We start from the raw sequence: 19,182 nt of genomic DNA, 5'->3' as shown, positions 1-19,182 counted from the left end.
GGTGAGGCGTTCGATGTGAGCGGCTAGAAATTAAGGTCGCGATGTCGAAAATAACTAAGCGTGTAAGGCGTTTTCTCGCGAGATATTGAAATCACCTCGTTTTTCGTACTTGGTGCATTTGTGCCGGTCAGGCCGGGGCAAGGTATCTGTGGTGCAGGGCGAGCCGACCGACCTTTTTCGTCGGAATCTGTCGGAAGCTTTCGCTGGCGGTCGGATCGAAAAAGCCAGCCGGGGCAGCATTGCCGATCTGCGGAATTTCGATTCGTGCACTCGCTTGCGACCGATTCTTAACTGCTATAAATTGCATCCTGAACGCCATTTTTGTCGGCATTCGGTGCCTTGCCAGCTAGGCTTGGTTGGCTTACCGGGACCCCATCTGTCTCCACGCCGGTCAACGTTTTCGGAACGCAGCGCCGAATCCGGGTCCGTGCACCTCATGATGTTGGGATTACGATGAGCGTATATCAAGATTACCTGGCCGAAATCAAAACCCGCGAAGCTGAAGGGCTTGCTCCCAAGCCGATCGACGACGGCAAGCTAATCGATGAAATCATCGCTCTCATCACGAATGCAGGCAGCGAACACCGGGCGGATGCTCTCAAGTTCCTTGTCTACAATACGCTTCCCGGCACCACGAGCGCCGCAGCAGCCAAGGCTGCCTTCCTGAAGCAGATCATCCTGGGCGAAACCGTCGTCGCGGAGATCACGCCCACTTTCGCCCTTGAACTGCTGTCGCACATGAAGGGCGGCCCCTCGGTCGAAGTGCTGCTCGACATCGCCCTTGGCGATGACGCCGCGATCGCCGCGCGCGCGGGCGATGTGCTGAAGACCCAGGTGTTCCTCTACGACGCCGACATGTTCCGCCTGCGCGATGCCTTCAAGGCCGGCAATGCGGTCGCGACGAGCGTTCTGGAAAGCTACGCGAAGGCCGAGTTCTTCACCAAGCTCCCCGAAGTCGAGGACGAGATCAAGGTCGTCACCTTCATCGCGGGCGAAGGCGATATCTCCACCGATCTGCTGTCGCCGGGTAATCAGGCGCACTCGCGCTCGGACCGCGAACTGCACGGCCAGTGCATGATCACGCCCGAAGCACAGCAGCAGATCGTGGCACTGAAGGCCCTGCACCCCGACAAGCGCGTGATGCTGATCGCCGAAAAGGGCACGATGGGCGTCGGCTCGTCGCGCATGTCCGGCGTGAACAACGTGGCGCTGTGGACCGGCAAGCAGTCCAGCCCCTACGTGCCGTTCGTCAACTACGCTCCGGTCGTCGCGGGCACCAACGGCATCTCGCCGATTTTCGCGACCACCGTCGACGTCACCGGCGGCATCGGCATCAACCTGAAGAACTGGGTCAAGCAGCTCGGCGAAGACGGCAAGCCTGTCATCAACAATGACGGCAACCCGGTCCTCGAGCAGACGTTTTCGGTTGAAACCGGAACCGTCCTGAAGATCGACGTCAAGGGAAAGACCCTGCGCGACGAGAACGGCAACGAACTGGTCGACATCGCCGCCGCCTTCACGCCCCAGAAGATGGAGTTCATGAAGGCCGGCAGTTCCTATGCCATCGTCTTCGGCAAGAAGCTCCAGACCTTCGCCGCCGAGACCCTCGGCGTCGAGGCGACCCCGGTCTATGCCCCGAACAAGGAACTCACCGTAGAAGGCCAGGGCCTGACCGCGGTCGAGAAGATCTTCAACCGCAATGCCGTCGGCGTGACGCCGGGCAAGGTGCTGCACGCCGGTTCGGACGTGCGCGTCAAGGTGAACATCGTCGGTTCGCAGGACACCACCGGCCTGATGACCGCGCAGGAGCTTGAGGCGATGGCGGCTACCGTCATCTCGCCGATCGTCGACGGCGCGTACCAGTCGGGTTGCCACACGGCTTCTGTCTGGGACAAGAAGGCGCAGGCGAACATCCCGAAGCTCATGTCCTTCATGAACAATTTCGGCCTGATCACCGCGCGCGACCCTAAGGGCGCCTATCACGCGATGACCGACGTGATCCACAAGGTGCTGAACGACATCACCGTGGACGACTGGGCGATCATCATCGGCGGCGACAGCCACACCCGCATGTCCAAGGGCGTGGCCTTCGGTGCGGACTCCGGCACCGTGGCGCTGGCGCTGGCCACCGGTGAGGCGACCATGCCGATCCCGCAGTCGGTCAAGGTGACATTCAAGGGCTCGATGCAGTCGCACATGGACTTCCGCGACGTGGTGCACGGCACCCAGGCGCAGATGCTCAAGCAGTGCGGCGACAACGTGTTCCAGGGCCGGATCATCGAAGTCCACCTCGGCACGCTGCTGGCCGACCAGGCCTTCACGTTCACCGACTGGACGGCCGAGATGAAGGCCAAGGCCTCGATCTGCATCTCGCAGGATGAGACCCTGATCGAGTCGCTGGAAATCGCCAAGTCGCGCATCCAGATCATGATCGACAAGGGCATGGAAAATGCCGCAGGCACGCTGCGCGGCCTGATCGCCAAGGCCGATGCGCGCATCGCCGAGATCCGTTCGGGCGAGAAGCCCGCGCTGGCTCCCGACGCCAATGCGAAGTACTTCGCCGAGGTCGTCGTCGACCTGGACCTGATCGACGAGCCGATGATCGCCGACCCCGACGTGAACAACGCCGATGTGTCCAAGCGTTACACCCACGACACGATCCGCCCGGTTTCGTACTACGGCGGCACCAAGAAGGTCGATCTGGGCTTCGTGGGTTCGTGCATGGTGCACAAGGGCGACATGAAGATCGTCGCGCAGATGCTCAAGAACATCGAGAAGACCGAAGGCACGGTCGCGTTCAAGGCACCGCTCGTCGTCGCGGCGCCGACCTACAACATCATCGACGAACTGAAGGCCGAAGGGGATTGGGAAATCCTCCAGAAGTACTCGGGCTTCGAATTCGATGACGTGAAGCCGAAGACCGCCACCCGCACCGAGTACGAGAACATCCTCTATCTCGAGCGTCCCGGCTGCAACCTGTGCATGGGCAACCAGGAGAAGGCCGAGAAGGGCGACACCGTCCTCGCCACCTCCACCCGCCTGTTCCAGGGCCGCGTCGTCGAGGATAGCGCCGAGAAGAAGGGCGAATCGCTCCTGGCTTCGACCCCGGTCGTGGTGCTCTCGGCAATCCTGGGCCGCACGCCCAGCACCGAGGAATACAAGGCTGCCGTCGTCGGGATCGATCTGACCAAGTTCGCTCCGCCGAAGGCTACTCCCATCGACGCCAAGTCCGTCCAGTTCTAAAAGTCGAACTGGATTTGTCAGAATACTGACACTGGTCCTCAGGAACGGCGGCGTATGCGGTTCGCATGCGTCGCCGTTCCTGACCCACTGGCCGTTTCAGACCCACTGAGGCCATGCCGATACTGACGTTTGAACGTCGGATCGCGCGCAGGGCTCCTGTGCCATAGCGCCGGAAGCCATTATTCGCCGTGCAGCCTGCCGATAAAGGCCGCTCCCGGCTATTTTCATTCCAGACCCTTGATCGCTTTTCGAATCTGCCCGTTTTGCGCGCTGCTTTGCGTAGCGTGCGTTCGTCTATTGGCTTCGCGATGCGAATTCGATAGGGCGGGGCAAGGCGGCAGGCTTGCCTGTCGCCGGACATGATCGTGCCGGTGCCCTTGACGGGCTTAATCGGGAATGCGGTGCGGGGGCCTTGGCTCCCAATTCCGTGGCTGTCCCTGCAACTGTGAGCGGATAGCGCGATGCACATGCCCCATGCCGGGGCAGCCACTGGAAGGGCTCATTAGCCCATCTGGGAAGGCGTGCATCAAGCTGTGACCCGCGAGCCAGGAGACCTGCCGGCGCACCGGTCGCTCTTGCCCTGACCCAGGGGTTGGTCATGGCACGGTACTTCTCCGTCTGGGCGACGAAGCTGTGTGGCTGGGGCTGCACGGCCGCGTGGCGTTGGGTGCTTTTGCGCCTGCCCAGTGGTGCGCGGCGGCCGAGGATGTCGGTAAGCCCAGCCTTCTCGCCCGGCGCGTGGAGAGGGACTGTGAGCACACCGCAAGGTGGCAGCAGCGGCGGCAATGTCAGGGGCTGGTGCCCTGATGCCTGGCGCCCGATGATGGCGGGAGACGGACTTCTGGTCCGCGTGAAGCCGCGCCTTGGCCGCCTGACACCGGTGCAGGCCGCCGGGCTGGCCGAGGCGGCGCTTGCCTGCGGTTCGGGCTCGCTCGATGTCACGCGCCGCGCCAACCTGCAGATCCGTGGTGTGAGTGAGGCGGCATGGCCGGACCTGCTGGACCGGCTGGTGGCGTTTGGTCTCGTCGATGCGGACGGCGTGGCTGAAAGCCGCCGCAACATCCTCGTTTCGCCCGAATGGAAGCCGGGCGATGATACCCACCGCATCGCAGCCGCGCTTCACGACCGGCTCGGCGAATTGCCCGCGCTGCCGGGCAAGGTCGGCTTCGTCATCGATGCAGGCGCCGTGCCCCTCCTGAGCGCCGAGCCCGGCGATTTCCGGATCGAGCGCTGCAGCAAGGGCGATCTTTTGCTGCGCGCAGAAGGCCGCGCAAAAGGCGCGCCGCTTCGGCCGGGCGGTGAGGCACAGGCACTGCTCGACCTGGCGCAGTGGTTCGCTGTGAGCGGCGGGCCTACCGCTGGGCGCATGGCGCGCCATGCCGCCTCCCTGCCCGACTGGGCGAACGGAGGCGCGGAGCCTGCGCGGCCGAAACCCGCTCTGACGCCGGGTATGCATGAACTGGGGGCGGCCTATGGCCTGCCCTTCGGCCGCCTGAAAGCGCAAACCCTTGGCCAGCTGGCGCAGATGCCGGGTGTCAGGGGCATACGCACCACTCCCTGGCGTATTCTTATGGTAGAAGGCGGGGTGCCGGGTGAGGTCGATGGCCTGTCGATCGACCCGCACGAACCGCTGCTGCGCATCGATGCCTGTCCCGGCATGCCGGAATGCCCGCAGTCCAGCGTGGAAACGCGGGAGCTGGCGCGCAGGCTGGCGCCGCATGTCGCGGGCCGCCTGCACGTCTCCGGCTGCGCCAAGGGCTGCGCCCATTCCGGCGTGGCCGATGTGGTGCTGACCGGACGCGGCGGCGCTTACGATCTTTCCTTTGGCCAGCGTGCCGGTGCCCCGCCGCTTCGAGCGGGCCTGGATATCGACAGCCTTATCGCCCACTTCGGAGCCACCTGATGCCTTACGACTACGAAAAGGATGGCTCGGCGATCTACCGCCAGTCGTTCGCCATCATCCGCGCCGAGGCCGACCTGGCGCACTTTGACGCTGAGGAAGAACCCGTTGCGGTGCGGATGATCCATGCCGCGGGCATGGTGGAACTGGCGCAGCACATCCATTTCTCGTCCGGTTTCGCCGTTGCCGCGCGCGCTGCGCTGGCGGCCGGTGCGCCGATCCTGTGCGATGCGCGAATGGTGGGCGAGGGCATCACGCGCGCGCGCCTGCCCGCAGGCAACCGGGTGATCTGCACCCTGGGCGACGAGGCCGTTCCAGACATGGCAAAGGTGATGGGCAACACCCGTTCCGCCGCCGCGCTGGAACTGTGGCGACCCCATCTTGCCGGCGCGCTGGTGGCCATCGGCAATGCGCCGACGGCCCTGTTCCACCTGCTCAACATGCTGGAGGACCCTGCCTGTCCGCGCCCCGCCGCGATTATCGGCTGCCCGGTCGGCTTCGTCGGTGCGGCAGAGTCCAAGGATGCCCTGTGGCAGGCGCTGCCGGTGCCCGGCTGTATCGTCGCGGGGCGATTGGGCGGCAGTGCTGTGACAGTGGCGGCGGTCAACGCGCTGGCGAGCCGCGCGGAATGAAGGACGCGGGAACGATCGGGACGATCCACGGCGTGGGGCTGGGCCCTGGCGCCATGGACCTGATGAGCGTGCGGGCCGACAGGCTCGTGCGCGGGGCCCGGCAGGTGGCCTATTTCCGCAAGGCGGGCCGCTTCGGCCATGCAAGGCGTACCGCCGAAGGGATGCTGCGGCCTGACGTCATCGAAATTCCCATGGAATACCCGGTCACGACCGAGATCCCGTTTTCCGACCCGGAATACAACGCCTGCCTATCGGCCTTCTACGCCCGCTGCACCGAGCAGTTGATGGCCGTCGCCAGCAACGGTGAAGACGTGGTGGTGCTGTGCGAAGGTGACCCCTTCTTCTACGGGTCGTTCATGCACCTGCACAGCCGTCTCGCCGGGCGGGCTCCGGTGGAGGTGGTGCCCGGCATCACCGGCATGGCCGGGGCCTGGAACGCGACCGGCCTGCCGATCACTTGGGGGGACGATGTATTGACCGTCGCCATGGCAACCCTGCCCGAGGAAGAACTGGTACGGCGTATCCGCGATACCGATGCGCTGGTGGTGATGAAGATCGGCCGCAATCTGGCCAAACTGCGCCGCGCTGTTGCCGCTGCCGGCCGCGAAGACGGGGCGTGGCTGGTTGAACATGCCGCCATGCCGGGGCAGAGCGTAACCCGCCTTGCCGACGCGCAGAGCGTCACGCCCTACTTCGCGATACTGCTGATCCACGGGCAGGGCCGCCGACCATGAGCGGCTGGATCGCTATCGCGGGACTTGGTCCGGGCGACGAGGCACTGGTGACGCCGCAGGTCGATGCGGCGTTGGCAGAGGCGACCGACGTGGTCGGTTATGGCCCTTACGTTGCGCGGGTAAGGCCGCGCGAAGGGCTGGTGCTGCATCCGTCCGACAATCGGGTCGAGCTGGACCGGGCCGCGCTCGCGCTTGATCTGGCGGCGCAGGGACGACGCGTGGTCGTCGCCTCGTCGGGCGATCCGGGAGTCTTCGCCATGGCCGCCGCCGTGTTCGAGGCGCTGGAAGCCGGGCCGGAGCATTGGCGCACACTGGACATCCAGGTCCTGCCGGGCATCACCGCGATGCTGGCGGCATCGGCCCGTGCAGGCGCGCCGCTGGGCCACGATTTCTGCGCGATCAACCTGTCCGACAATCTCAAGCCCTGGTCGGTGATCGAAAAACGCCTGCGCCTGGCCGCCGAGGCGGATTTTGCGATGGCTTTCTACAACCCCCGCTCGCAGGCGCGACCGGACGGGTTCGCCCGCACGCTGGCGGTTCTGCGCGACGTCTGCGGGGATGAACGCCCGATCCTTTTCGCCCGCGCGGTAACCACGCCCGAGGAAACCCTGCGGATCGTATCACTGGGCGAAGCGCGGCCGGAAATGGCGGACATGCGCACGATGGTGATCGTCGGTTCGAGCCGGACCCGGATCATCCAGCGACCGGGCACGCCAATCCTCTACACGCCGCGTTCGGTGCCGGGGGAGGCATCGTGACCGAGCCAGAGCAGGACATCCTGCGGGCGGTGGAATTCGTGCCGCTCGGGCAGGGCGGGGCGATCGATCATCAGCACCGGCAGGCCCAGTTGGCGTGCCGCGACCAGTTTCGCGCTGGCGCCGCTGCCACCGGCGTTCTTGCACACAATGAGGTCGATGGCGTGCGCCTGCAGCAGTTCGCGATCGGTCTCGGCCGCGAACGGACCGCGGTCCACCACCAGGCTGTGGTCGGGCAGGGTGGGGGGATGCTCCGGCGCGTCGACGAAGCGCAGCAGGTAATGGTGCTGGGGCTGCGCGGCGAAAGCATCGACATGCATCCGGCCCAGCGCCAGCATGATGCGGCGCCGGGGCCCGGTGAGCGCCGCGACGACATCGTCAAGACCGGACACGCGCGTCCAGCGGTCGCCCGCTTCGGGCTGCCACGCGGGCCGGGTGAGCGCGGCAAGGGCCGTGCCGGTCAGAGCTGCGGCGGCCACAGCATTGGCGCTCATCATCGCCGCGAAGGGATGCGTGGCGTCGACGAGGTGGGTGATGCGGTGCTCCCGCAGGTACGCCGCCAGCCCGGCCACCCCGCCGAAGCCGCCTATGCGCATGGGAATGGGCTGTGGGCGCGGGCTTTCGGTTCGGCCCGCATAGCTGAAACTCGCGGCTATCCCGCATTCGGCCAGCAGCAGGGCGAGCCTGCTCGCCTCGGTCGTACCGCCCAGCAGCAGGACGTTCGGTTTGGCTGACATGAACTCCCACTCTCCCTGGTTGACGATCGTCGGCATCGGCGAGGACGGCGCCTCCGGCCTCTGCCCAGCGAGCCGGGCTGCACTGGCGCAGGCCGATCTGGTGATCGGGCCGCCGCGCCACCTTGTCCTTCTGGGGCCGGTTAGCGCTGCCTGCATCGAATGGCCAGTGCCCTTCGCCGAGGGGGTGGAGCAAGTGCTTGCCCACCGGGGCCGCAGGGTGGTGATGCTGGCATCGGGCGATCCGTTCTGGTTCGGCGCGGGCTCCAGCGTGACGCGCCATCTTCAGGCGGGAGAGTGGACGGCCTATCCGGCGCTTTCCACGTTCGCGCTGGCGGCGGCGCGGCTTGGCTGGGCGATACAGGACACGGCATGCCTTGGCCTTCATGCGGCCCCGGTGCAGCGGCTGCGTCCCTACCTTTCGCCGGGGCGGCGCATTCTGGCATTGCTGCGCGGCGGCGAGGCAGTGAGGCCGCTCACGGCCTATCTTGCCGAGCAGGGCTTTGGAGCCTCCGCCATCCATGTGCTGGAAGCACTGGGCGGCCCGCGCGAACGGCTGCGCACTGTAACCGCCACCGCGCCGGAGCTTGCGGAGGTAGCCCACCCCGTGGCCGCCGGTATCGAAGTACGGGGCGAGGGGGCCGTGCTGCCTGCGACCTGCGGCCTGCCCGACAGTCTGTTCGACCACGACGGCCAGATCACCAAGAGCCCCCTGCGCGCGCTGACCCTGTCCGCTCTGGCCCCGCGCCCCGGCGAATTGCTGTGGGACATCGGCGCGGGATCGGGGTCCATCGCGATCGAGTGGTTGCTCGCCCATCCCGCCAACGCGGCCTGCGCCGTGGAAGCGGACGCTGTGCGGGCCGGGCGGGCAAAGGCCAATGCCCTGGCCCTGGGCGCGGACAGGCTGGAGGTGATCCTTGGCCGCGCGCCGGAGACGCTTCCGCAAGGATCGCCGCCTTCTGCAGTCTTCATCGGCGGCGGGCTGTCGCAGGCGCTGCTCGAAGTGCTGTGGGCGCTGCTTCCCGCCGGCACCCGGTTGGTGGCCAATGCGGTGACGCTTGAATCCGAGGCCCTGCTGGCCGCATGGCACGGCCGGCTCGGCGGCAACCTGCTGCGTATCGAACTGGCCGACGCTGCGCCGTTGGGGAGCCGCCGGGGCTGGCGTTCGCGCTACCCGGTCGTGCAGTGGAGCACGGCGCTGTGATCGTCGCCGGCTTCGGATTCCGGGCAGGGGCCAGCGTCTTCTCGCTATGCTCGGCGTATCAGCTTGCGCGGGAGGGCGCTCCGCCGGTGACCCATCTGGCGACCTTTGCCGACAAGGCGGACGATCTGGCCGAACTGGCGAACCTGCTGTCCCTGCCGGTGATCGCCGTTGCCCTGGAACAGGTGGTGGGTCTGCAGACGCTGACCCTGTCCAAACTTTCGCTGGCGAAGCGGGGCGTGGGCAGCGTGGCCGAGGCCTGCGCCCTTGCAGCGCTGCGGGCGCAGGAGCCACGCCTGCTGGCCCCTCGCCGGATTTCACAAGATCGCATGGCGACCTGCGCCATCGCACAAGATATCGCAAAGGGAGCATCGCAATGACGGTCCACTTCATCGGCGCCGGACCGGGCGCACCAGATCTTCTCACCTTGCGCGGAAGGGATCTGATCGCGGCCAGCCCGGTCTGCCTCTATGCCGGATCGCTGATCCCTCGGGCCGTGCTGGGGCACTGTCCGCCGAGTGCGCGCATCGTTAATACCGCGCCGATGGACCTCGATGCGATCATCGGCGAGATCAGCGCGGCCCATGCCGCCGGTCAGGACGTGGCGCGGCTGCATTCCGGCGATCTTTCGGTGTGGTCAGCTATGGGGGAGCAGGTTCGCCGCCTGCGCGCGCTGAAAATTCCTTTCACCGTGACCCCCGGCGTCCCCGCGTTCGCCGCCGCTGCCGCTGCGCTGGAGGCGGAACTAACGCTGCCGGCGCTGGCGCAGTCCGTGGTCCTAACCCGCACGCCGGGCCGGGCCAGCACGATGCCTTCCGCCGAGAGCCTGGCCAATTTCGCGGCTACCGGGGCGACGCTGGCGATCCACCTTTCGGTCCACAATCTGGCGCAGGTCGTCGCGGACCTTGGCCCGCTTTACGGCGGAGACTGCCCTGTCGCCGTGGTATGGCGGGCAAGCTGGCCGGACCAGCGGATTGTCCGCGCCACGCTCGACACCATCGCCGAGGCCGTTGCAGACAGCATGGAACGCACTGCGCTGATCCTGGTCGGCCGGGTTCTGGAGGCGCAGCATTTCGCCGAAAGCAGCCTCTATGCCAAAGACTACGACCGCCGGTTCCGCCCGCAACACGCGGGTTCCCGTTATGCAGGGTCGGCGGAATGAATCGCCCGTTCCGCGCCGCGCCGTCGCTGTGATGGAACTGAGTCTCATCGGCATCGGCACCGGCAACCCCGATCACCTCACCCTTCAGGCGATCCGGGCTATGAACGATGCCGACCTGATCCTGCTGCCGCGCAAGGGCAGTGCCAAGTCGGACCTGCTCGATTTGCGCAGGGGCATCTGCGATGCCGTCCTGACCCGGCCGGTGCGCATTGCCGAATTCAACCTGCCGACGCGCGATGCCGAGGGTGAATATCTCGGCGCGGTGAATGCCTGGCACGATGCCATCGCCGATGTCTGGATGGAGCAGATCGCGCTCCACCTACCCGATGGCGGCAGGCTGGCCCTGCTCGTATGGGGCGATCCATCGCTTTACGACAGCACGCTGCGCATTACCGAGCGATTGCAGCGCGGCGGTCTGGAGATTGACCTGCGGGTGGTTCCAGGCATCACCAGCATACAGGCCCTGACGGCCGCCCACCGCCTCCCCCTGAACCGGCTCGCCCGGCCCGTGACCATCACAACGGGCCGGTTGCTGCGCACACATGGATGGCCGGAAGGCGTGGATACGCTGGTCGTCATGCTGGACCCTGCCTGCGCTTTCGAGGTTCTGCCGGATCAGGACATCCGCATCTGGTGGGGCGCCTATCTCGGCATGCCGAATGAAGCCTTGGTATCTGGGCTACTTGCGGAAGCAGGGCCTGCCATCGCCGAACTGAAACCCCGCCTGCGTCGCGAGAATGGCTGGGTGATGGACGTCTACCTGCTGCGGCGCGGGACCGCCGAGGGCGGCTGAGCTAAGCGAGACGGCTTTCACGCATATGCGCCCGGCAGGCGGAGATGACTGGTCCCCATCTGAAAGTCGGGAATGAGATCCGCATCGGCTTTGGTAAATTACGGCCACCGGATTCGGCCGCCCGCGATTTTGTGGAGCCGCGCCGGAGGTTCATCGGCTTGCCGGGAGGGCGCTGAGGCTATAGCGTGACGGGAGTGACGGTAACGCCATGCCTTTCCATCAGCCGCCTTGGCGCGATGCTGTGCCTGTTCCTCATGCTGCTTTCGGCTGCGGTGCAGGGCGTAAGTGCATTCGATCGCATCCAGCATGACATTCCCGGCGAAGTGCACGGCGCACACCATCACGAAGGGCTTGGCGCGGTCACGATGGACGGCGCCGATATCCACGTCGATGCCGCCGCTGACGCCGCGCAGGCTGAGAACGAGCGCGATGCCGAAGGCACCGTGCCGGCACATCACCACCATCATGCCGATCATGGATCGAGCCTGCCGGCGCTTCATGGCGCGCAGACGGCGGACATGACCGCCTCGTCCTTGCGGCTTGGCATTCCGCAGGTTGCCGCCGTTCCAGGGCAGACCGTGCACGCGCCAGAGCGCCCTCCGAAGACCCTGCCCTCCGCCGTCTGAGATCCCCGCTTCGCTTCGAGGCGTGGATCATTTTTCCATGCCTTTTAGCGGGGGCCTCTCCATGTCCACTTGCCTTTCGAGGCGCGCCGCAGTGCGCGCTGCGCGCTGCCTTTCTTTCGGCGCTGCGTATCTTCTCCTGACCACCAGCCCGCAGGCGCTGGCCCAGACCATGAACCTGAACGACGTGCTGAACCGCGCTGCGCAGGCCGATCCCAGCGTGTCCGCTACCGCCGCGCGCATGGAAGCGGCCGAGGCCGCTGTGCGCCAGGCCGGGGTGCGCCCTTTCGACGCGCTGGCCGTCGATGCCGAGAATTTCGCCGGTAGCGGCACTTACCGTCCAGCCAACATGGCCGAAACCACCGTCTGGTACGAACGCACGCTGGAGCGTTCGGGCAAGCGCAATTCCCGGATCGATGCAGCGCGTTCCGAACTGGGCGTGGTCCACCAGCGCGGACGGCTGCGCACGCTGGACCTGCTGGAGCGGGTAGAGGAAGCCTGGGTGGATGCCCTTGCCGCCGAAGCCTCCATCGGCGTTGCCGAGGAGAACCTGCGCTCCACCCAGGCGGTCGAGGGTGAAGTGAAGCGCCGGGTTTCGGCCGCTCTCGACCCGCTGTTCGCGGCGCAGCGCGCGCACACCGACGCGGCGCAGGCACGCATCGCCCGTGATCAGGCGGTGCAGGCGGCGCGCATCGCCCGCGACCGGCTGGCGCTTTACTGGGGCGGCGCGGGCGACTTCACGCTGAACAAGGCCGAGTTCGAAGCGGCAGCGAATCTTGTGGGCCCACCGGCGCAGGAGGCGCCCGATCTGGACCTGCTGAATGCGGAGCGGGATGCCGCCAGCGCGCGCGTGCGCATGGAGGACGGCAAGGGCACTCCCGACCTCACCCTGAAGGGCGCGGTGCGGCATCTGGCGCAGTTTGGCGACGTGGCGCTGGTGGTCGGCGCGTCGATCCCGATCGGCACGCGCCGCGCGAGCCGCGCCAACGTCGAACGCGCCATGGCCGAGCAGACCGCTGCGGAGGCCGAACTGGCGGTGTCTCGGATCGAACGCGACCGTGAAATCGCCGGGCTCGTCGCCAACCGCGAAGCGACGCTGAACGAGATCGGGCGGATCGAGCGCGAAGTGCTGCCCGGCGCGCGCCGCTCGGTATCGCTGATCCAGGACGGACTGCGGCGCGGGGGCCTTGCCTTCACGTACCTTGAGGCTGCCAACGCGCGCGAAGTGGTGACCCAGGCGCACCAGCGCCGGATCGAACTGCTGCGCCGCTACCACCTTGCCGGAGCGCGGCTGGACCGCCTGACCGGCCGCCACACTTCCCTTCTTTCCAGCGCGGAGAACCGCTGATGACCCCGACGTATCTGCTGCGCACCGGCCTGCCGCTATCCCTGCTGGCCGCGGTGACCCTGCTGTCCGCTTGCGGCGGCAGTCCCGAAGCATCCAAGGAGGAGGGCGAGGGCCACGAAGCGGCCCAGGAAGAATTCGAACGCGGACCCCACCGTGGGCGGATGCTGCGCGACGGTGATTTCGCCGTCGAGGTGACGATCTTCGAAGACGGCGTCGAACCCGAATTCCACGTTTATGCCTACCGGGACGGCAAGCCGGTGGCGCCTTCGGAGGTTAAGCTATCGGTCGAACTGAAGCGCCTTGGCGGGAGGGTCGATCGCTTCGGCTTCGCGCCTCAGGACGATTACCTGAAGGGCAACGGCACGGTGCGCGAACCGCACAGCTTCGACGTCAAGGTTATGGCCTCCGAAGGTGGGCGCAGCCATAGCTGGACCTATGCCTCCTATGAAGGCCGCACGACCATTTCCGCCGATGCCGCGCGCGCCGGCGGCGTGAAGGTGGAGAAGGCCGGTCCCGCCGATCTGGCGGAAATGGTCGACGTATCGGGCCGCATCGAGATCACCCCGGAAGGCAAGGCCGAAGTGCGCGCCCGCCTGCCCGGCGTGGTCACCTGGATGCGCGGCGAACTGGGCCAGAAAGTGTCGCGCGGGCAAGTCCTGGCGCGGGTGGAATCGCAGCATTCGCTTATCACCTATCCCGTGACGACCCCGATCGGGGGTGTGATCATCGAGAAGAATTCGAATGTCGGCGGTGTCACCGGAGATACCCCGCTGTTCGTGGTTGCCGATCCCAGCAAGCTGCACGCCGAATTCTTCATCTATCCGCGCGATGCCGAACGCGTGCGCGCGGGGCAGCGCGTGGAAGTGCGCAGCCTTTCGGGCGACACCCGCCTTCAGGCCGAGGTGGAAGCCATCGTGCCGACTGCCGACCTCGTCAGCCAGACGCTGATGGCCCACGTTCACCTGCCGGAATCCGCCACTCAGGCGTTCCGCGCCGGGATGGGCGTGGAGGGCTCTTTCGCGGTGGGTGAACAGACGGCGCCGCTGGCCGTGCGCACCCGCGCGATCCAGCGTTTCCGCGATTTCGAAGTGGTCTTCGCCCGCGTCGGCAACACATACGAAGTGCGCATGATCAAGATCGGTCGCCGCACCCCGGAATGGACCGAGGTGCTGGGCGGGCTTGAACCGGGCACCGAATATGTCGCCGAGGGCGCATTCCTGATCCGCGCGGACATCGAGAAGTCGGGGGCCAGCCATGACCACTGATATAGCGATACCCCCGCGTGGTGCTCCGCTGCTGGAGCGCATCATCGCCGCCGCCATCCGCTTTCGCTGGGCAGTGATGGGCACGGTGCTGCTGCTGTGCGCGCTTGGCGTGTGGAGCTTCAATGCCCTGCGCATCGACGCCACGCCGGATATCACCAACGTCCAGGTCCAGATCAACAGCGAGGCCGAAGGCTTCTCTCCGCTGGAATCCGAACAGCGCATCACCTTCCCGGTGGAGACGGCCATCGCCGGCCTGCCGGGGCTGCAATATACCCGTTCCGTATCCCGCTATGGCCTCAGCCAGGTGACGGCGGTGTTCGCCGACGGCACCGACATCTACTTTGCGCGCCAGCTCATCAATGAACGCCTGCAAAGCGCGCGCTCGCAGCTTCCCGCCGGGGTCGAACCCGAAATGGGGCCGATCGCCACGGGTCTGGGCGAAATCTTCATGTACACGGTGGAGGCCAGCCCCGGCGCCCGCAAGGCGGACGGTTCGGCCTATACGCCCGAGGACCTGCGCACCCTGCAGGACTGGGTGATCCGCCCCCAGCTGCGGGGTACGCCGGGCGTCACCGAAGTGAACTCCATCGGCGGGTTCGAGCGGCAGTACCACGTCGCCCCGCTGCCGGAACGCCTCTCCGCCTACGGGCTGACACTGGGCGACGTGGTTCAGGCGCTGGAGCGTAACAACGCCAATGTCGGCGGCGGCTATATCGAGCGCTACGGCGAGCAATACCTTGTCCGCGTGCCGGGACAGGCGGCGGGGATCGACGATCTCAAGGGCATCATCGTCACCGCGCGCGGCGGCATTCCGATCCGCGTGGCCGACATCGCCGACGTCGGCATGGGCGAGGAACTGCGCACCGGCGCCGCGACCGAGGACGGCAGGGAAGTGGTGCTCGGCACCGTCTTCATGCTGGCGGGAGAGAATAGCCGCGTCGTCTCCAAAGCCTCGGCAGAGCGCCTTGCGGTGGCGGCGAAGGCGCTGCCTGCGGGCGTGGTCGCCAAACCGATCTATGACCGCACCGATCTTGTCGAACGGGCCATCTGGACGGTCGAGAAGAACCTGCTGGAAGGGGCGCTGCTGGTCATCGTCGTGCTGTTCCTGCTGCTGGGCAACGTGCGCGCGGCGCTGATTACGGCGGCGGTGATTCCGGTCACCATGCTGATGACCATCACCGGCATGGTGCGCGGCGGCGTTTCGGGCAACCTGATGAGCCTTGGCGCCTTGGACTTCGGCCTGATCGTCGACGGCGCGGTCATCATCGTCGAGAACTGCCTCAGCCGTTTCGGCGAGGCGCAGCACCGCAAGGGCGGGCTGCTATCGCGGGAGGAGCGCTTCGGCCTTGCCGCTTCGGCGACTTCGGAAGTGATCCGCCCCTCGCTGTTCGGGGTGCTCATCATCGCGCTCGTCTACGTGCCGATTTTTGCGCTGACCGGTGTGGAGGGCAAGATGTTCCACCCCATGGCGATCACCGTCGTCATGGCGCTGACCGGCGCGCTGATCCTGTCGCTGACCTTCGTGCCTGCGGCGGTGGCGCTGTTCGTCACCGGCAAGGTCGAGGAAAAGGAAAGCGCGATCATGGTGCGCGCGCGCCGGTTTTACGAACCGGCGCTTGGCTTTGCCCTGTCCCGCTCGAAGGCGATGGTGGGGATCGCGGCCGGGCTGTTCGTGCTGGCAGGCTTTGCCACCACGCGGATGGGCTCGGAATTCATCCCGAACCTCGACGAGGGCGACATCGCGCTCCACGCCCTGCGCATTCCCGGCACCAGCCTGACCCAGGCGGTACGGATGCAATCGGCGCTGGAAGCGCGGCTGAAGCGCTTTCCCGAAGTGGAGCGGGTGGTGGCCAAGATCGGCACGGCGGAAGTGGCCACCGATCCCATGCCGCCTTCGGTCGCGGATACTTTCGTCCTGCTCAAGGACCGCAGCGAATGGCCGGACCCGCGCAAGCCCAAGACCCAGCTCGTCGCGGAAATGCAAAAGGCGGCGGAGACGATCCCCGGCAACAACTACGAGTTCACCCAGCCGATCCAGATGCGCTTCAACGAACTGCTCTCGGGCGTCCGCGCGGACGTGGCGATCAAGGTGTTCGGGGATGACATCGACACGCTGCACGAACTGGGCCAGCGTATCGAGAAAGTCGCCGGCGGGATCGAAGGCGCCGCCGACGTCAGAGTGGAGCAGGTGACCGGCCTGCCGGTGCTGCAGATCACGCCGGACCGGGCGGCGCTGGCCCGGCTGGGGCTGAACGTGGGCGATGTTCAGGATGTCGTCTCGATCTCGATCGGGGGCAGACAGGCGGGGCAGGTCTTCGAAGGTGACCGCCGCTTTCCGATCATCGTGCGCCTGCCCGAGAATATCCGCGAGCGGGCCGACGAGATCGGCCGCCTGCGCGTGCCCCTGCCGGCCAGCGGGGAAGGCGCGCGCGGCTTCGTCCCCCTGCAGGACGTGGCCAAAGTGGATGTCGTGATCGGCCCGAACCAGATCAGCCGCGAGGACGGCAAGCGCCGCGTGGTGGTGACGGCGAACGTGCGCGGCCGCGATCTCGGCTCGTTCATCGAGGAACTGCAGGCGAAAGTCGGCGGCGAGGTGGAGGTGCCGGCGGGGTACTGGATCAGCTATGGCGGCACCTTCGAACAGCTGATCTCTGCGGCGCAGCGGCTGCGGCTGGTGGTGCCGGCGGTGATGCTGCTGATCTTCGGACTGCTGTTTGCGCTGTTCCGTTCGGCCAGGGATGCGGGCATCGTCTTCTCGGGCGTTCCGCTGGCGCTGAGTGGGGGCGTTGCCGCGCTGCTGCTGCGCGGACTGCCGCTGTCGATTTCGGCAGGGGTGGGCTTTATCGCCCTGTCCGGCGTCGCGGTGCTCAACGGTGTGGTCATGCTGGCCTTTATCCGCGATCTGCGCGCAGGCGGGGCAACACTGGAGGATGCCGTGCGTCAGGGTGCGCTCAGCCGCCTGCGACCGGTGCTGATGACCGCGCTGGTCGCCTCGCTGGGTTTCGTGCCGATGGCCTTCAACGTCGGCGCGGGCGCCGAGGTCCAGCGCCCGCTGGCGACCGTGGTGATCGGCGGCATCGTCTCATCCACGATCCTGACGCTGCTGGTGCTGCCCGCGCTCTACCGGCTGGTGCATCGCCGCAGCGGCGCGGCGCCGGCGGTCTGACGATCCGGCCCGGCGCCTCTCCGCAGGGAAACGCCGGGCCGGGCGCTCAGGTCGTGCAATATTCGGCGGTGTTGTCGAACTGCGCAACGGTGATCCGGTTTCGGCCGCCGTGCTTGCTCTGGTAGAGTTGGCGGTCGGCGTGGCCGATCCACTGTTCCGCCGCCATGCCGGGCAGGCACCGCGCGCTGGCCACGCCGATGCTGACGGTGATGAACGGGCTGATCTGCGAACGTTCGTGCGGAATGTTCAGCGACTGGACCTGCAATATGATCTCCTGCGCCACCAATTCGGCCCCATGCGGGTCGGCGCCGGGCAGGATGCAGGCGAATTCCTCGCCGCCATAGCGGGCCGAGAGGTCCGAGGCGCGCTTGACCGCCCGGGTCAGGGCAGAGGCCACCATGGAGATGCAGCGGTCCCCGGCGGGGTGGCCGTAAGTGTCGTTGAACTGCTTGAAGAAATCGATGTCGAGCATGATGACCGACAGCCAGTCGCCGGTGCGGGCAAGGCGGGCGGTTTCGGTGTGCAGCGCCTTTTCCAGCTGGCGGCGGTTGCTGAGGCCGGTCAGCGCATCGGTGACGGCCATGCTGGCAAGCTGGTCGCGCAGGCGCTTGAGTTCCACGTGGTTGCCCACGCGGGCGCGCAGGATCGCGGGCTGGATGGGCTTGGTTACATAGTCGATCGCACCCAGAGACAGGCCGCGCATCTCGTCTGCCGTATCACCCAGACCGGTGGTGAATATCACCGGAATGTCGGCCAGCAGCGGGTCGCCTTTCAGCTGGCGGCAAACCTCGAAGCCGTCGATCCCCGGCATCAGCACGTCCAGCAGCACGAGGTCGGGCAGAGTGGTCCGCGCCGTTTCCAGCGCCTGTTCGCCGGAGGTGGAAAAGCAGACTTCGTAGTCGTCCTCCAGCACGGCGTTCATGATCTCGATGTTCGAAATCTCGTCGTCGACGATCAGGATGGTGGCTCTGGTCACGGGGTGGCTCCTTCGCGGTCGGCAAGGCGCATGTCGGCTCCTTCGGGGGATGAGGCGGCGTCGATCAGGGTCAGCGCAGCGCCGTAGTCCAGCTTTTCCAGCGCCAGGAACACGCCGTGGCGCGCGCGTTCTTCCTCGGACAGCCCGATCGCCTGGGCAAAGCGGTTGAAGCTCGCCCGCGCGCCCAGGCTGCGGCGCACCACCAGTTCGCGCAGCTCCGCCTGCGCGCGCTGCGCCGCTTCCGGGTCGAGGGCGGGGGCAGGGACCGGGGCCGTTTGCGCCGGGCCGCCGGTAAGGCTTTGCGCCGCAGCGATGGCGGGGGTCAGGTGGACCTGCAATTCGGCGATGGCGCTGGCGGCCTGCTCGGTATCACCGCCGGCCAGCAGCCGTTCGAGGTTCGAAGCAGCTTCCTGAAGCGCGGGGAGTTCCAGCGATCCGGCCACGCCCTTCAGGCTATGCGCAAGGCGCCGGGCGTCGGGCAGCAGGCCGGATGCGATCTGCGCGCGCAGTTGATCCGGGGCACCTGCATAGGTCGCGGCGAAGGTGACGATCAGCTTGTGCAGCAGCGATGCCTTGCCGTTGACGCGCAGCAAGGCGGCCTGAAGGCCGAAGGGCGGCAGCGTGTCAGGCAGCACCGCACCCTGCGGTTT

At 66.8% G+C, this 19,182-nt stretch carries 16 protein-coding genes and 1 riboswitch; of the genes, 13 read left to right on the top strand and 3 right to left on the bottom strand.

From position 1 onward, the window contains the following. The first annotated feature begins 453 nt into the window (after positions 1-453). The 5 genes from GVL61_RS20160 to cobJ all read left to right on the top strand — a co-directional run bounded on the left by GVL61_RS20160 (position 454) and on the right by cobJ (position 7,267). On the top strand, positions 454-3,243 hold the full coding sequence (locus GVL61_RS20160; protein ID WP_159982451.1) for a bifunctional aconitate hydratase 2/2-methylisocitrate dehydratase: 2,790 nt from the start codon (positions 454-456) through the stop codon (positions 3,241-3,243). Between the two features lie 352 nt (positions 3,244-3,595). Continuing rightward, positions 3,596-3,820: riboswitch (cobalamin riboswitch) on the top strand. Between the two features lie 243 nt (positions 3,821-4,063). Further along, positions 4,064-5,146 carry a cobalamin biosynthesis protein CobG gene (locus GVL61_RS20155; RefSeq protein WP_159982475.1) on the top strand — a complete coding sequence of 361 codons (1,083 nt, stop codon included), beginning with the start codon at positions 4,064-4,066 and terminating at the stop codon, positions 5,144-5,146. Next, a complete protein-coding gene (locus GVL61_RS20150; protein ID WP_159982450.1) occupies positions 5,146-5,775 on the top strand; it encodes a precorrin-8X methylmutase in 630 nt (209 codons plus the stop codon). Before GVL61_RS20155 ends, GVL61_RS20150 begins: the two co-directional genes overlap by 1 nt. Further along, positions 5,772-6,509 carry a precorrin-2 C(20)-methyltransferase gene (gene cobI / locus GVL61_RS20145; RefSeq protein WP_159982449.1) on the top strand — a complete coding sequence of 246 codons (738 nt, stop codon included), beginning with the start codon at positions 5,772-5,774 and terminating at the stop codon, positions 6,507-6,509. Before GVL61_RS20150 ends, cobI begins: the two co-directional genes overlap by 4 nt. Next, positions 6,506-7,267: a precorrin-3B C(17)-methyltransferase gene (cobJ, locus tag GVL61_RS20140; protein WP_159982448.1), complete on the top strand. Its 762-nt coding sequence runs from the start codon at positions 6,506-6,508 to the stop codon at positions 7,265-7,267. Before cobI ends, cobJ begins: the two co-directional genes overlap by 4 nt. On the opposite strand, the gene GVL61_RS20135 is transcribed toward cobJ, so the two are convergent. Next, a complete protein-coding gene (locus tag GVL61_RS20135; protein WP_159982447.1) occupies positions 7,231-8,001 on the bottom strand; it encodes a cobalt-precorrin-6A reductase in 771 nt (256 codons plus the stop codon). The genes cobJ and GVL61_RS20135 overlap by 37 nt on opposite strands. Between GVL61_RS20135 and cbiE the strand changes: the two genes are divergently transcribed. The 8 genes from cbiE (at position 7,991) to GVL61_RS20095 (ending at position 17,556) form a co-directional block, all read left to right on the top strand. Then, positions 7,991-9,202 carry a precorrin-6y C5,15-methyltransferase (decarboxylating) subunit CbiE gene (cbiE, locus tag GVL61_RS20130; RefSeq protein ID WP_159982446.1) on the top strand — a complete coding sequence of 404 codons (1,212 nt, stop codon included), beginning with the start codon at positions 7,991-7,993 and terminating at the stop codon, positions 9,200-9,202. The two genes, GVL61_RS20135 and cbiE, sit on opposite strands and share 11 nt — an antisense overlap. Continuing rightward, a complete protein-coding gene (locus GVL61_RS20125; RefSeq protein WP_159982445.1) occupies positions 9,199-9,579 on the top strand; it encodes a cobalamin biosynthesis protein in 381 nt (126 codons plus the stop codon). Before cbiE ends, GVL61_RS20125 begins: the two co-directional genes overlap by 4 nt. Then, positions 9,576-10,361, top strand: coding sequence for a precorrin-4 C(11)-methyltransferase (gene cobM, locus GVL61_RS20120; RefSeq protein ID WP_159982444.1), 786 nt, complete (start codon positions 9,576-9,578; stop codon positions 10,359-10,361). Before GVL61_RS20125 ends, cobM begins: the two co-directional genes overlap by 4 nt. A gap of 28 nt (positions 10,362-10,389) precedes the next feature. Next, positions 10,390-11,154: a precorrin-6A synthase (deacetylating) gene (gene cobF / locus GVL61_RS20115; RefSeq protein ID WP_159982474.1), complete on the top strand. Its 765-nt coding sequence runs from the start codon at positions 10,390-10,392 to the stop codon at positions 11,152-11,154. Positions 11,155-11,339: 185 nt separating this feature from the next. After that, a complete protein-coding gene (locus tag GVL61_RS20110) occupies positions 11,340-11,780 on the top strand; it encodes a hypothetical protein (protein ID WP_159982443.1) in 441 nt (146 codons plus the stop codon). A gap of 61 nt (positions 11,781-11,841) precedes the next feature. Beyond that, the gene (locus GVL61_RS20105) at positions 11,842-13,125 is read left to right on the top strand and encodes a TolC family protein (protein WP_159982442.1); all 1,284 of its coding nucleotides are present in this window, start codon (positions 11,842-11,844) and stop codon (positions 13,123-13,125) included. Beyond that, positions 13,125-14,390, top strand: a complete 1,266-nt coding sequence (locus GVL61_RS20100) for an efflux RND transporter periplasmic adaptor subunit (RefSeq protein ID WP_159982441.1) — start codon at positions 13,125-13,127, stop codon at positions 14,388-14,390. The genes GVL61_RS20105 and GVL61_RS20100 overlap by 1 nt, the downstream gene beginning before the upstream one ends. After that, on the top strand, positions 14,380-17,556 hold the full coding sequence (locus tag GVL61_RS20095) for an efflux RND transporter permease subunit (RefSeq protein WP_304621352.1): 3,177 nt from the start codon (positions 14,380-14,382) through the stop codon (positions 17,554-17,556). Before GVL61_RS20100 ends, GVL61_RS20095 begins: the two co-directional genes overlap by 11 nt. 46 nt (positions 17,557-17,602) lie before the next feature. Here GVL61_RS20095 and GVL61_RS20090 read toward each other — a convergent pair whose 3' ends face one another. Next, the gene (locus GVL61_RS20090) at positions 17,603-18,532 is read right to left on the bottom strand and encodes a diguanylate cyclase (RefSeq protein WP_159982440.1); all 930 of its coding nucleotides are present in this window, start codon (positions 18,530-18,532) and stop codon (positions 17,603-17,605) included. Further along, positions 18,529-19,182: Hpt domain-containing protein (locus GVL61_RS20085; protein ID WP_200845006.1), on the bottom strand; the 654-nt coding region annotated here is incomplete at its 5' end. The genes GVL61_RS20085 and GVL61_RS20090, both read right to left, overlap by 4 nt.

It is taken from the genome of Novosphingobium sp. 18050, assembly GCF_902706195.1.
GTDB lineage: Bacteria > Pseudomonadota > Alphaproteobacteria > Sphingomonadales > Sphingomonadaceae > Novosphingobium.
This window is presented reverse-complemented; position numbering and strand designations above follow the sequence as displayed.